This is a genomic window from Fischerella major NIES-592, assembly GCF_001904645.1.
Lineage (GTDB): Bacteria > Cyanobacteriota > Cyanobacteriia > Cyanobacteriales > Nostocaceae > Fischerella > Fischerella thermalis.
This window is the reverse complement of the sequence record NZ_MRCA01000006.1, coordinates 332,145-347,081: the sequence shown is the minus strand read 5'-3', so window position 1 is coordinate 347,081 and position 14,937 is coordinate 332,145. Positions and strand designations below refer to the sequence as shown.

8 protein-coding genes and 2 pseudogenes are annotated in these 14,937 nt (G+C 40.7%); 4 read left to right on the top strand and 6 right to left on the bottom strand.

Annotation, left to right across the window (positions count from 1 at the left end; genetic code table 11):
- Positions 1–265: 265 nt before the first annotated feature.
- Positions 266–3,139 (bottom strand): annotated as a pseudogene (gene lanM / locus NIES592_RS26300) (type 2 lanthipeptide synthetase LanM); the annotation flags it as partial.
- Positions 3,140–3,149: 10 nt separating this feature from the next.
- On the opposite strand from lanM, the gene NIES592_RS14005 reads away from it, so the two are divergent.
- The gene (locus NIES592_RS14005; protein WP_371915102.1) at positions 3,150–3,776 is read left to right on the top strand and encodes an iron uptake porin; all 627 of its coding nucleotides are present in this window, start codon (positions 3,150–3,152) and stop codon (positions 3,774–3,776) included.
- 111 nt (positions 3,777–3,887) lie between these two features.
- On the opposite strand, the gene NIES592_RS14000 is transcribed toward NIES592_RS14005, so the two are convergent.
- Both NIES592_RS14000 and NIES592_RS13995 read right to left on the bottom strand, forming a co-directional pair.
- Positions 3,888–4,595: a M15 family metallopeptidase gene (locus tag NIES592_RS14000; RefSeq protein WP_062247164.1), complete on the bottom strand. Its 708-nt coding sequence runs from the start codon at positions 4,593–4,595 to the stop codon at positions 3,888–3,890.
- Positions 4,596–4,752: 157 nt separating this feature from the next.
- On the bottom strand, positions 4,753–6,768 hold the full coding sequence (locus NIES592_RS13995) for a glycoside hydrolase family 10 protein (protein ID WP_073556048.1): 2,016 nt from the start codon (positions 6,766–6,768) through the stop codon (positions 4,753–4,755).
- A 368-nt stretch (positions 6,769–7,136) separates the two neighbouring features.
- Here NIES592_RS13995 and NIES592_RS13990 point away from each other — a divergent pair, with 368 nt between their 5' ends.
- Positions 7,137–7,592 carry a hypothetical protein gene (locus NIES592_RS13990; RefSeq protein WP_062247166.1) on the top strand — a complete coding sequence of 152 codons (456 nt, stop codon included), beginning with the start codon at positions 7,137–7,139 and terminating at the stop codon, positions 7,590–7,592.
- A gap of 231 nt (positions 7,593–7,823) precedes the next feature.
- On the opposite strand, the pseudogene NIES592_RS26295 reads toward NIES592_RS13990, so the two are convergent.
- Positions 7,824–7,898: pseudogene (locus tag NIES592_RS26295) on the bottom strand (transaldolase family protein); the annotation flags it as partial.
- 284 nt (positions 7,899–8,182) lie between these two features.
- On the opposite strand from NIES592_RS26295, the gene shc reads away from it, so the two are divergent.
- The gene (shc, locus tag NIES592_RS13985; RefSeq protein WP_073556047.1) at positions 8,183–10,093 is read left to right on the top strand and encodes a squalene--hopene cyclase; all 1,911 of its coding nucleotides are present in this window, start codon (positions 8,183–8,185) and stop codon (positions 10,091–10,093) included.
- A 284-nt stretch (positions 10,094–10,377) separates the two neighbouring features.
- Positions 10,378–11,193, top strand: a complete 816-nt coding sequence (locus NIES592_RS13980; protein ID WP_062247168.1) for a squalene/phytoene synthase family protein — start codon at positions 10,378–10,380, stop codon at positions 11,191–11,193.
- Position 11,194: 1 nt separating this feature from the next.
- Here NIES592_RS13980 and NIES592_RS13975 read toward each other — a convergent pair whose 3' ends face one another.
- Positions 11,195–12,925 carry a putative bifunctional diguanylate cyclase/phosphodiesterase gene (locus NIES592_RS13975; RefSeq protein ID WP_073556073.1) on the bottom strand — a complete coding sequence of 577 codons (1,731 nt, stop codon included), beginning with the start codon at positions 12,923–12,925 and terminating at the stop codon, positions 11,195–11,197.
- 745 nt (positions 12,926–13,670) lie between these two features.
- Positions 13,671–14,507 carry a hypothetical protein gene (locus tag NIES592_RS13970; RefSeq protein WP_062247169.1) on the bottom strand — a complete coding sequence of 279 codons (837 nt, stop codon included), beginning with the start codon at positions 14,505–14,507 and terminating at the stop codon, positions 13,671–13,673.
- Positions 14,508–14,937: the final 430 nt, after the last annotated feature.

The following is a 14,937-nucleotide window of genomic DNA, read 5'->3' as shown; positions in this document are numbered from 1 at the left end:
CGCTATTTTTAAACAGCTGACATAATGCCATAACAGATAAATCCAAACATTAATAATTAAAATTTTCTTTACTATATTAGATTGGAAATATCAAGGGTAAACGATCTATTTCATACAGGAAGTATGCGCCATGTTTACAATCATTTTTCCTGTATCTGTGGATATTAAATTTTAAAAATTATGATTCTGAAGGCTAGGTTTTTCTAACTAGTAAACGATTAGTTTATATCTGAAGTTGGATAAATTCTATTCCGGGGTTTCGCAGTTATAAGTTGAAAATATTGCCTGTAGCTGAAGCCCGAATAATAGTTTTTTGAATATCCGATAAAATCTGTTTTAGTTCTTTTTCTGTATTATTAATTGTGTCTTTAATTTCCGTTTGACGCTGTAATAAACTTTCTTTTTCTTGGCGTAAACGAGCTAAATTATTTTGTTTACTAGCTTGTTCCATGGCAATTTTATCTTGGGCAATTTCTATCACTGCATTACTGGGATTCAATGCAGAAGCAGCTTTTGCACGTCTAGCGATTGCGGCTGTTAAAGCTTGTTGTTTTTGTTGAATGACTTGTTTTTGACTTTCTAGTGTGGCTTTTTGTGATTCTAAAACTTGTGCTTGCTGAGTCGCGGCTAGTTGTACTTCTTGTAGTTGGTTTTGGGAAATTGAACCAGATTGGGCAATGATTTGATAGCGATCGCGTTTGACAATTGCGGCTTTGTATGGTGCTTCTGCACTTTTGAGATTAGCTTGAATAGATTTGAAATCAGCTTGCGATCGCTGCAATTCATGTTGAGCAATAAATTCTGGGGTAGATTGAATGACTTCATTTAAACGTTCTGTAGCGGCTTGGGCGCGGGTAAATTCGGTGACAAATCCCACGACTGTATTGACTAAGGCAATAATCTGAGCATTTAAGCTATTAAACGCTAATAATTGTCCTATACTGATTTCTTGATTAATTACCAATGTACTGCCGAACCACAGCAAAATTATCCCTCCAGATGTGGCTACCCAACCAGAAAAAATATTATTGGTAATGACAATCTGCACGGTGCGAAACATGAAGTTGGCTTGTCTACCGTAGCGAGTTTGAAATTCTTGCCAAAATTCCGGGGCTGCATTGGTGGTTTTGACAACTAATGCACCTTTGAAGGTTTCTACTAAAATACCTTGATTTTCGGCAGCTAATCCTAAAACACTGCGGATTTTCTGTTGGAGGGTGGGGAAGAAAATCACGGTAGATAGGGGCATGAAAAATGCTATTAATAATGATGCCAGGGTGAGTTTAGGGCTATAAAATAGCATCAAAGCTAAAGCAGCGATCGCAATTAATAATTGACTGGGTAAAGTCACACCCACTTGCGACACTAATTGATTAATAGTTTGAATATCCCTTAATCTACTCACCACTTCACCACTACGGCGAGATTCATAATAAGACAAAGGCAAACGTAAAATGGTTCTGCCAAATTCTAAGACTAAATCTAATTCTAAACGATGGGCAAAATGTGCTACTAAGTTTCCTTGTACCCATTGCAAAGCACTACTAATTAAACTCATCGCTAAGACTCCCAAGGCTATACCCGTGAGTAATTGGGTGTCTCCTCTAACCAAAACATCATCCGTCAGAATTTGGATGAGAAATGGCGAAAGTAATGCTAATAAGCCGACGACAAAGTTGAGTAGTAAGGCTTCTGCTAAGATATGACGGTAACTAAATAGACGTTGCGTTAAGCGTTTCCACCCCCCGACTTTATCTTGATCATCTGTTTGAGAAAAGAAGTCGGGACGGGGTTCTAGTAGCAGCATCACCCCGTTAGTCCAACCAGTTAACAGTGCTTCTTTGGTTAAATAACGCACACCCACAAGGGGATCAGCAACAATATATTTTTTACCTCTGCGTCCATATAATACAGTCCAGTGATTACCTTTCCAGTGAATAATGGCTGGGAGTGGTATCTGTTGCTTGTCTACTAAGTCGATGACGGCTTTCACTCCCCGCGCATTGAAGCCTAAAACTTGCGCTAAGTTAGTATCTCGACTCCATAAGTCGCGGGAATTGGGATTGGTGGTAAATAAAGGAATATCACCTTGCCATAGGGCTTGACGTTCCGCCCTAATAACTTGACTGAGAATGGGACGATTTTGTACGTCTATCCACAGTTTATCAAACAGGCGATCGCGTTCTAAGGCATCTCGCAACACATCAGGGTGATAGCTTTCCCGCAGTAGTAAGGCATAACTTCTACTCGGACGCATCACTACACGCACGTCATCAGCTGCAAATATATCTAATATCTTCAGCAATTCTTGACGATGTTGTAAAAGGGTGCGGTAAACATCTGTAAATCCTTGGGTAATAGCTGGTGTATAGGCTTGTACATTCACCTCCCTGTCGTTGAGTGTGGGACGATTTTGACTACCTACTAATACCACCTGTCGGCGAACAATTCGCATGGTATTAGTACCCGTTTTCTCCAACTGGGGGACTCGTTCTGGTGTAACTTGTCCAGCCGCACCACCCAAGCCACTCAAATCAATTCCGGCTGCTTGGGTATTTCCCCAAACTAACTGCGGTAATAAACCTACCCGTAATACGGAATCTGCAATCATTTCTCTATCTAAGGTGGCGGCGGCTGTGGTTGTGGCTTCATGGCTATGGGGGTGAAATAAAGATTCTAAATCAATCAGCATGGGATGTTCGCCTACAGCAATCAGATTTTCAAAATGAAAGTCCGTGGCTGACAAGACATATAACAAGGCTAAGTAACCACCTTGACGCTGATAAAACCGCTCAATTTCCTCTGGAACAGTACATTTTTGCGCTTTGACAAATTCCATCCAACCATAATCACCCCGGTTGAGAATTTTTAGGGTTTTAAAAGGGGGATGAGTACCTTGTTGATTTAACCAGAGTAGTAATTCTTGAAAATGCTCATCTACAGCTAGGGAACGAGGCTTATAAACTAACTGCCAACCACTCTCAAATTCTAGTATAAAAACAGACTTGCCACCATGATGACTATCTCCTGCACCCCGTTGAATTTTGATCAGTTTACCGGGGTTATCTGGCTGGAAGTGCTGACATATTTCTTCCCAGTCATCATCAAGACGTTGCAGAAACTCTAAGCTAGTTGTCACCCAACGCTGAATTTCTTCTATAATTAATGGTCGCTATTCAGCTTTAGCGCAATTAACTATCCAACCAAGCAGAAATTTAGCTTTCGGTTTAACTTACGTTAATGGTTACACCGCAGGAACACCTACTTTTCTCAATGATGTGGGAACAATTTCCGCAAATTCACCAAGTTTAATTTCTGATAATTCCCGACGCACAATCAATGCTTATGGTGTAGCGGGGTTGTGGCGAGTTTCTCCCAAATTCGCTGTTAATGGTTGGTTTATGTATACCAATCAACAAGGCCAATCCGCCGGGGAAGATAATGAAAGTGCAGATGTTTACAGTTATGCGATCGCTCTAGCCTTTCCTGATTTGGGTAAAGATGGTAACTTGGGAGGTATTATCGTCGGTGTTCCCCCTTATGCTACTCGTTCTGGTGTAGTTCCGTTATATAGACCATTTTTAGGTGGTGCAACTGACGTAATCAGCACTATACCTAATCGCGCTACACCAGTACATTTAGAAGCCTTCTACAAATATCAACTCAACGATAATATCTCAATTACACCTGGAGTAATTTGGTTAATCGCTCCTAACCAAACCAGTGATAACCCTGATGTAGTCATAGGTACAATTCGCACTACCTTTAGGTTTTGATAAATTTCATGAGAACCCCATCGATTTTGTAGAGACGTTGCAAATTTTGTAGAGACGTTGCAAATTTTGTAGAGACGTCGCACTGCAACGTCTCTACGTATTTCCACATTTTCAGAGTAGTCTACCGTAGCGTGCAACTAGATTTTGACCTGGATTAATTTGATTATGCAACCAAGCCCACATCTGATCACCTATGGAAAAATGCCACCACTCACGCGGGTTACGTTTAAAATCGGCTTTCTCCATCACATCTCGCAGTAGCAGACGATGAGCATGATATTGTTGTGCATCTAGTTGTTCACTATTGGCATAGTAATCAGGGAGCGATCGCTCTGACATTTCATCAATCGGTGAACCCATATTCACAATTGCGCCGTTCTCATCCACTAGCGTTACATCCACAGCAGCACCAGTACTATGAGGCGGTGGTGTATTTATATCTAAACTAGGTTCAGCCCAAATTTGATAAACCTCTTGCCAAATTTCTTGACGCTGAGTTGCTGATAAATTTGCCTCAACAAGTCCTTTGTTCCGTACCGCTTCAGCAAAACTGTAATTTACCATAAACTGTTGCACAGCTACGGGACGATAAGCATCAAAAATTTGAATCCGCCAGTCGGGACGCAGCAATTGTAAGTGATTTTGGGCTGTGATCAAGCTCTCAACAACACTGCGGCGCAGAAAATAGGGGGAATATTCCCCATAAGGCGCACCTAATTTTTCATAAGGATGGGGAGATTCCACTGCAAACATTGCCAAAGGAATAGCTACTAGCGGTTCGCCACACTCTTGGATAGGAACTTGATGATAAGGTCTCATACCAATTTTGGATTTTAGATTTTAGATTTTGGATTTTAGATTAGGAATTATTGCTAATAGCTTAAGTGAGCTTTTAGCTGACCAATTACCCATTACCAATTACCAATTACCAACACAGGCAAATAGTATAAGTGTGCTAGCAGACATGATATGAGCTTTAACTGACTCCTATTACTGCTCCTGCGCTTTCATTTGCCAACCGATCTACTGCACATATAGCATAGGTTCCCGCTTCAACGGTAGCAAAGGTTGTGCTAGCAGGCAAAACTCGCTGCAATGTCCAAGTATCGCCACTCTGCCTATAAACTGTCCAAGAACGAATCTGACTGTTATCACCTGCTTTCCAAGTCAATTTACGGTTGCTAACTTGCAGCGCTGTGGGGGGTGCTGGTGGTGTGGCATTCTGCCAAGATAAAGTCGGAGGTAAGGCAGGTTTGTTGTAAAGCAGTTGCAATTTATCAGCGATGCCCTGACTATTTTCCATCAAAACACCCACGTTAAAGAAGATATTTCCCAGGGACAACTGTTCAGCTTGGCTGCGACTAATTTTTACCTGCTTTTCAATTTCGTCACTTTCGCGACTCTTGTTGTTTGGTTCTGTAAGATTGTTACCTGCATAAACGTGTCTTTGCTTGGTGTTAATCTGTGTCCACCACTTCAATAAGGCGGAGTAACTTTGTTGGCTTTGGTCGGTGCGCCAATAAAGCTGGGGAGCAATATAATCAATCCAACCTTGTTCTAGCCATTTTTTCGCATCAGCATACAGCACATTATAAGCATCCAAGCCGGTAATACCAGGGGGTTGTCCGGGACGATAGATACCAAAGGGACTAATGCCAAATTTGACCTGGGGCTTGGTGGCTTTGATTCCTTGCCAGAGGCGCTGTACCATTTTGTTAACATTGTCCCGACGCCAATCAGCAAGACTGAGTGTACCACCAGCCGCCTTATATGCGGCGTAGGTTTTGTCATCGGGAAAAGATTGTCCCTCTACGGGGTAGGGATAGAAATAGTCGTCTAAGTGAATGCCATCAACATCGTAGCGTTTCACCACATCTAAGATCACGTTGTAAGCCCGATCCTGAACTATTTTCACTCCTGGGTCCATCCAACGTTGAGTTTTCCACAAGTAGACGCATTCTGGATTGGTAGCTGCGAGGTGGGGGCGAACAGTTTTGGCTGGATTAGTGGAAGTGCTGGCCCGGTAAGGATTAAACCAAGCATGAAGTTCAATACTACGCTTGTGGCATTCAGCGATCGCAAATTCTAAAGGGTCATAAAATGGATCTGGTGCTTTCCCCTGAGTTCCTGTTAACCAAGCGCTCCAGGGTTCCAATTGGGAAGCATAGACTGCATCTCCCTCTGGTCGTACCTGAAGGATCAAGGCGTTGAAATTGAGAGCATCTAATTTTTCAATAATCTTGATTAACTCAGCTTTTTGCTGGGCTACAGGAAGTCCTGGTTTAGAAGGCCAATCACTATTCCACACACAAGCTACCCAAGCCCCCCGAAACTCTCGTTTATGACTGACAATGGCAGCAGGGGTAGATATATTTCCTGGTTCCGGGGCAACAACAATATAGCTGGAGGCTATTTTTTCTGCCTTACCCTGATATACCAAGGCTTGATATATGATCGCCGCCACATCACCTCGGGTTGCTGCTACATTCGGGTTAAGTATTTTCACGTTAGGAAAATTAGCAACTATACCAGCACGAGTGGCGATCGCTACTGCATTTCTAGCATATTCAGGAATACTAGCTGCATCATTATAGATAAGGGGAAGGGTTGGTAACAAGTCAGGTTTAATACTAGTACCTAGACCTAAACCACTGACTAAAGATACCAAAACATCGCCTTTAGCAATTCTATTATTAGGACGAAAACTGCGATCAGGATAGCCAGACAGAAATCCTGTTTCGTAAGCTTTTTTAATTGCATTTGCTGCCCAGTGGTTAGCTGGAACATCAGTAAACGGCACATACTCCTGCTTGGCAGGTTGGTTAAAAACTGTGGCAATTATGGCAGCAAACTCCGCACGAGTTACTGAGTTATCGGGACGAAATGTGCCATTAAGATACCCATTTAAAATTTTACGTTGGGCTAAAGCTTCAATAAAAGCGCGGGCCCAATGACTTTCAATATCCGAAAAGCGAGTAGAAGTAGATACCATATCCAATCCCAGCTAACTAGATTGATTTTAGTCAGCTTTGTAATTTTTGGGACGGTTTTTCCATTACTCTTTAGGTTTATCTCAATCGGTGCGATCGCTCTTTTATCGCCACAACATCAACACATCAACGACAACACTTTGTGATGTCATACTGCTAAAAATTCTGTAGGACATTATGCTCTTTTCCTGCGTCCACCTGCACATGCGGGTGGTTTTTGTTGGGAAAGAGCGATCGCTCCCCTACAATCTAATTATGAAATCAAAATATTTTTTCAAATAAGAATTTTGTAGTCAGCTTAGCTTTTACTTCTATGACCCTTTGTTAGCCTATCGAATATAACTCAGATAGAGGAAAATCGATATTGCCAGTGCAAAAACGTAATCTAATCTACATATTATTAACGCTGGTCTTATTGGGTATTCTTGGCTTTTCTTACGTTTCACAGCGATCGCCTCTCATCACTTGTCAGCAACCAGAATTTATTCCCACTTCAACAAGTAATAAATTTTATATCCATCCAGACAAAATCGTAGTTGAGCCTTGGCGTGGTCGACATCATGTGTATGCTATTTTCATGCTTCCCAGTGGATACATTAACGACCATTTTCTAAGAGTGACAATAGAAGGAATAGATAGCATCTGTGGAGTTGTGACCTATTTAGATCACAACTCCGCCGAGGGTATTAATGCTAAGCCAGGATATTATCTGAGCAAAGGATGGTTGCAAACTCGCATGGCTTTATGGTTAATGGTTCAGGGTAAGTACAAACAATTAAAGCAGCCACACAATTGGATATTAGGATATACAAAGAAGCAATATTAGGGTAATTGGTAATTGTGCGATCGCTTGAGCCTATTTCAACAGGCGATCGCACCTGCATAAAATCGCTTACTGTTAAGTTTTAATATATATCGAACACAGATGAACACAGATAAACACCGATAACCTATCTGTGTGCATCAGTGTGCATCGGTGTTCGTTTCTTTTCTTTCTATACTGCAACTGCTATCAGTAATTTCTTCCAATCCTATTTTAAGCAAACTTTCCTACGGTATCTGCTACTAAAGCAATACCATCGCCCAATAAACGGGTAAGGCGGTTGACATAAGCGATCGCGATTCTAGCACCCCTTGAGTCTCAAAAGTAAAGATATTCTTTAATCATTGCTACTCTTGTAGAAAGTTGCTACACGCCTATGTGCGTATATCCAAGCCTCAAAATAGACCACAATTTTATGAGTAAATTTATGAATAGAGCCACCATGCTTCATTACAATTTTCAGTATATATTCAAGCAAAGTTAGGAAATAGACAAAAATCTTTTACTTAGCAAGAGATGATTACTATATATCTGTAAAGCTCGGAACATTTTTAGTGTAGTGTGAATTTTTAGTGTAGTGTGAGAAGTGTTCCATGCAAACTCAAGACAGAGTCACCGCATCAAAACTCCCAGATGCGATCGCTGCTAGCCAGAACTACTTGCTTTCAATTCAAAATCCCCAAGGTTATTGGTGGGCTGAGTTAGAATCTAACGTCACCATCACTGCGGAGGTTGTCCTGCTGCATAAAATTTGGGGAACGGACAAATCTAGACCCCTAGAGAAAGTAGAAGCATATCTGCGTTCTCAACAAAGAGAACATGGAGGCTGGGAGCTGTTTTACGATGATGGCGGAGAACTCAGTACTTCCGTGGAAGCATACATGGCGTTGAGGCTCTTGGGTGTACCCCCAACTGAGTCCGCCATGCTTAAGGCCAGAAAGTTCATTATAGAACGAGGCGGTATCAGTCGGACTCGCGTTTTTACAAAATTACACCTAGCGCTGATCGGTTGTTATAGCTGGCAGGGTATTCCTTCGTTACCACCTTGGGTAATGTTACTGCCAGAGAACTTTTTCTTCAACATCTACGAAATGTCCAGCTGGGCTAGGTCAAGTACCGTGCCATTGTTGATAGTATGCGATCGCAAACCAGTTTTTGCCATCGATCCAGCAATCAACTTAAATGAACTGTATGCAGAAGGCATAGAACAAGTCAAGTATGAATTACCCCGTAGCGGTAACTGGACAGATATATTTCTTACCCTCGACTCTAGTTTCAAATTGGCTGAAAACCTAAATTTAGTCCCTTTTCGTGCCGAAGGTATCAAAGCCGCCGAAAAATGGATATTAGAACGGCAAGAAGCAACAGGTGACTGGGGCGGTATTATTCCTGCCATGCTCAATTCGCTGCTGGCTTTGCGCTGTTTGGATTACGACGCCGCCGATCCAATTGTAGAGCGAGGACTGCAAGCCGTCGATAACTTTGCCATTGAAACAGCAGATACCTACCGAGTCCAACCCTGTGTTTCCCCAGTTTGGGATACGGCTTGGGCAATTAGAGCGCTTGTTGATTCTGGTTTAGCACCCGATCATCCTGCTGTAGTACGCTCAGCTGAATGGTTGTTAAATAAGCAAATTCTCGATTATGGCGATTGGGCTGTCAAAAATCGCCAAGGTAAACCCGGTGCATGGGCATTTGAATTTGATAATCGTTTTTATCCGGATGTTGATGATACTGCTGTCGTGGTGATGGCATTAAATCAGGTCAAGCTTCCCAATGAAAAGTTGAAACACCAAGCCATGCGCCGTGCTGTTGACTGGGTTGCTTCTATGCAGTGTAAAGCAGGTGGCTGGGCTGCTTTTGATTTAGACAACGATCAGGATTGGCTGAATCTGATTCCCTATGGTGATCTCAAAGCCATGATTGACCCTAACACAGCTGATGTTACCGCCAGAGTGTTAGAAATGTTGGGTAGTTGTCATCTATCAATTGATAGATATAACCAACAGCGAGCGATTCAATATCTACTAAATGAGCAAGAACCTGAAGGTTGTTGGTTTGGTCGCTGGGGAGTCAATTACATCTACGGAACAAGTGGCGCATTGGCTGCTTTATCTTTAGTTGCCCCTCAAACTCATCGCTACAATATAGAACAGGGTGCTGCTTGGTTAATTAGCTGTCAAAACTCAGATGGCGGTTGGGGTGAGACTTGTCGTAGTTATGATGATCCTACGCTGAAGGGGAAAGGACGCAGTACAGCCTCGCAGACAGCTTGGGCTTTAATCGGACTAATGGCAGCAGGTAGAGCAACTGCTAACTTTGCCAAACCAGCAATTGAGCGGGGAATTGATTACTTACTAGTAACTCAACTGCCCAATGGTTCTTGGGATGAAGCTGATTTTACAGGCACTGGCTTTCCTAGTCATTTTTATCTAAAGTATCACCTCTATCAACAATATTTTCCTTTAATAGCTCTAGGTCAATATCAAAAATTATTTGCTTGATCTATTAGAGATCAAGAATTTGGGTGACAATTATTTGATTTGATGAAAAAATTGTTTTCCAAGTACTACGCTACGGGAACACCTGTAGCGTACGTCCCTACTATAAATCCGAGAAGCACTTTTTTTTGTGAGCACATGATGAACAAAAAATTACACAGATTTAACCAATTTTTAAACACAAACAATTGCAAATAAAATTATTAAGTTTTAGTGAAAACCATCAGTCAAATCATAAAAGATTTACAAACTTCGATACAGTAAAACACGAACATAGGTATTTAGAAATGGATTTAATGACAGATGCTTTGGAAATTTTAAAAGAAACTAGCCGGACTTTTTATATTCCAATTAGTCGTTTGCCGCGAGGCTTACAAGAAGCGGTAGCATCAGCATATCTATGTATGCGCGCCATCGATGAAATTGAAGACCATCCCACACTGGATAACCAGACTAAAGCCAATATTTTGCGAGCAATTAGCTTAACATTACAGGCAGCAGTTGACGGTTTCACTATCGATGCTTTCTCTAGAGAATTTAGTTCTCACGAAAAGTTATTAGCAGAGGTAACTATTAGAATCAGGGAATGGGCGCTACTAGCACCTGAGACTATCGCTCCCCGAATTTGGGATGCAACTGGAGCAATGGCAGACAGAATGGCATACTGGGCAGAAAGAAATTGGAAAATTCATACAGAGTCTGATTTAGACCGCTATACTTTTGGGGTTGCGGGTGCGGTTGGTCTGTTACTCTCTGATTTGTGGACTTGGTACGATGGGACGCACACTAACCGTACTTACGCAGTTGGATTTGGTAGAGGTCTACAAGCAGTTAACATTCTCCGTAACCATAAAGAAGATTTAACCCGTGACGTCAATTTTTTTCCAGATGGTTGGAGTGCAGAAAACATGCAAGTGTATGCTCGTCGTAATCTAGTACTAGCAGAAGCTTATACCAAAGCTCTGAGTGCTGGTCCGACTTTAGATTTTTGCCAAATTCCCCTCAGTTTGGCTTATGGTACTCTCAATGCCCTTGCTGATGGTAGAGAAAAACTTAGTCGTAGTGATGTATTGGCACTGATTGAGCAGGTAACAAAATTATGAATTATGAATTATGAATTATGAAGGTTTCAGAATTCATATTCATAATTTGTGAAGAATTTTTCTTCAGCATTTGGGCGATCGCATCACCAGGAACAGGACGACTGAAGTAGAATCCCTGACCTTCATGACACCCACGCTGTTGTAGGTAGTCAAGTTGTTCTTGAGTTTCTACGCCCTCAGCTGTGATATTCAACCGTAAGCTTTTGGCTAGGGCAATAATCGCATCGGTTACGGCTGCACTATCAGGATTTGAGGTCACATCCTGCACAAATGACCGATCAATCTTAAGCATGTTAACAGGAAAACGCTTCAAGTAGTTGAGGGAGGAATAGCCAGTTCCAAAGTCATCCAAAGCCAAAGATATGCCTAGTTCTCTTAGCTGCTTGAGCGTATGAACAGAACGCTCAATGTCGCTCATGAGAAAACTTTCTGTGACTTCCAATTCCAGATAAAATGCCTCTAGACCTGTTTTTTTGAGAATCTGGTTAACGACTTCTACCAAGTTAGGTTGCTCAAACTGTCGTGCTGACAGGTTTACCGATATGCGGATAGGGGAAAGTCCAGCAATTTGCCAGGCTTGATTTTGAGCGCAAGCAGTTCGTAAAACCCATTCACCAATTGGCACAATCAAACCATTGGCTTCAGCAATAGGAATAAATTTGGCGGGAGAAACCGAACCCAAAATCGGGTGAAACCAGCGAATGAGTGCTTCTGTGGCCATGATTTTTTGGCTGTGCAAATCAATTATGGGTTGGTAGTAAACCTGCATTTCACCACGCTCAATTGCTCCATACAATTCATTTTCAATTGTCAGCCGTTCCTGCAACTGAGAATTGATCTCTGAGGAATAAAACTTGTATTGACTACGTCCCTGCTGCTTTGCTTTATACAAGGCTATATGAGCCTGTTGTAAAAGTTGATCTACACTATTGCGATCGCTCAAATCATTAATTGTGATACCGATACTGGTTGTGATCCGAATTGTATTACCTTCAATTAGAAAGGGTTTTGCCAAGGTACTTTGTAATAACTGAGATAGCTTAATGACACTCTCAAAAGAAGGAATACCAGTTCGAGCGATCGCAAACTCATCTCCATTTAAATGAGCCAGAATATCTGTTTGAGCGACACAATTTGATAAACGCTGGGCAACTGCTCTCAACAGTAAACTTGATATTTGATGCTCCAAAGTATGACTCGTGGCACTAAAATCATCAATACCTATTAAGAAAATAGCTACTAGACGCTGACTATTCTGGGAGAAAACCTGATGTACACGATGGCGAAACAAATCTCGATTGGGTAATCCAGTTAGGTCGTCATAGTTGCGAATGTAATTAATTAACTCATCTAATTTGTGAAGAGTTTGTGAAGTATCTGCCATCAGTGTCCCTACTTCATCAGCAAATTGTGTTGGCAATTGGGGTAATTTTTTAGTGTTCAGATAGTTTTGTAATGCAGCAGATGTCAAAATTACCGGAGCAAGCAGGTGATGTAATGCATAGAGTGTGGCTGCTGTACCCGCTAAGGTAGCTAACAGAGCAATAACCATAACTCGTACTGTCATCTCCCAAGAATAGGAGTTGGAAGTGATGAAACTGAAGAGTAAGGTCAAAAGTGGTACATGAGTACCTAAAAATGCCACCAACATAATTTTGGTGGTGTAGCTTTTTTTGAGCAATTTGAACTGAGCCAGGAATGAATACAGATACAGTTGGCGATGAATCTGCATGGATTCTGGGCAAGGATGGGTAAATTGGCGAGCAAATATCCCGGTGGCAGTGTGTTTTTGAGTCACAACTAGTTAAAAATAATTTCAGTGAAGATAAGTATTTTTAAGTTATATAGCATACTTTGATTTATTTTTTATTCAGAAAGTTTATTCAATGTATATCTCTTAAAATAGGCTTCACGGACAATTTAAGCATTAAAATAATATATGTAAAAATACTTCTATCAATGTATTATTTATTAAATTTTTATATTTTGATTCATCTCAGAGGTAACCCTGAGATTCCGATTACTAGCAACACCAGATTTGATAATGCGATCGCATTAAAACAAAAACCACCCCAATTGTTGGGGTGGAGAGTAACTGATAAAATTAGTTGAATCTTTTTTCTCACACTATGGATGAGAAAAAGTATCATTGTTCAAATCTTCTAATTTTAATGATCAGGATTTTCCTATTGCCTGTTGTTAATATGGTCTACCAATAAATGATTAATTATTGTGGTTAATATAGGACTCATATTTTATTTTTGAAAAAAATCCAGTACACCTCTAACTTCCTTGTTGTCTGTTGTCTCCTTACACAAGTATGTTCAGTAATCAGATTGGATTTTTATATCTAAAATAAATATATTCTAACAGTGGTATTATAGGACTATGGGATAACGTAAATCACAAGTTTAGACCGCAAATTTTAACGTTGAAATCTTTCTAAAATATCTAGCAAACATGCAACCCTCATAGCTTTATTGATGGTTTTTACACATCTTTAAAATTTGGCGATCGCTACTACTTATAGACTTTAGTTGATAATAATCTTGTAATTCTACCGAATGACCATAGATATCAGGTTCGTCGTCACTAGTTCTAGGTAAACCATTAATTGTAGCTATTTCTGACGGACTAATTTCACCAGCATAACCCCTAACAGTCATCGCCAACTCCCCAGAGGAGTTGAGTGTACCATTGAAACAACTATATTCAGAACTTGGCATATACAAAGCACCAATGATCTTATTTTGGCGCTTCTCAAATATGATATAACCTTGTCCTAACTGTCCTGGTTTGGGTGACTGTCCATAAAGGTAGACACCATCTTGTTTAGGAAATTTCGACTTTGATGCCACTTCTGTTGTTTTTAGGGATGCTTTAGGTGCGCTTTGCTGTGAGTTGTTAATTGTATCTGCTACTGCTAATTTGTTGGCTAGAGATGCTGGTGGTTCTGATCTGAGGTGATTATTTCCCTGTAACCAAGTGTAAGTTTGTGCTGAATTTTTTAGTAATTGTGTAGATGCTATTTTACCTACACTAGATTTTTTTGGTGTAGAGCTTGATGTGACTAGCGCTTTCCGCAAACGCATTTCTTTATTGGCAGTAATTGATTGAGAAGAAGCACCCTGTAACCAAGTATAAGTGGTTGTTTGAGTACTAAATTCCTGGTTTGTAGGCGCATGTAATCTAGCGAGTTGGTTACTTAACACAGGTTTAGCCCTCTCGCCAACAACACCAACAACAAGTAACAATCCAAGTAAGGGGAGTCTATACTGACGGGGCGGAAGGAATTTGTTTATGTGGTTAAGCACCCTATTTCTCCTGTAATAAAAAATACTTTTTTTACTTTTGTCTAAATTTAACTAAGTATTAAGAGAGCAAGACTCCATCAAAAGGTCGATTTATATTGTCGGATAAAAAACTCTGGGAACAAAGAAATTTTTTATTTAATTTTGAACGTAATCTTAGACTACCATTGCTGGAGCTATTGCAGTTTCCCCTAATTGAATAACTCAATAGGAAGAGGAAGATTGTCAGGAAAAATTGAAATTATTCAGGGACTTTGTAAATTCTAAAATAATTAACGCTTTTTTGGGACAGTACCTCGCTTTTGTACATCTATCTGCAACTACAAAACAAAATCTCTCGATTCCGGATGACGACAGTTAACAATTATCAATTACCAGTTATCAGTTTTGAAATTTGTATGTTTACTAATAACTGATCACTGATAACTGAAAA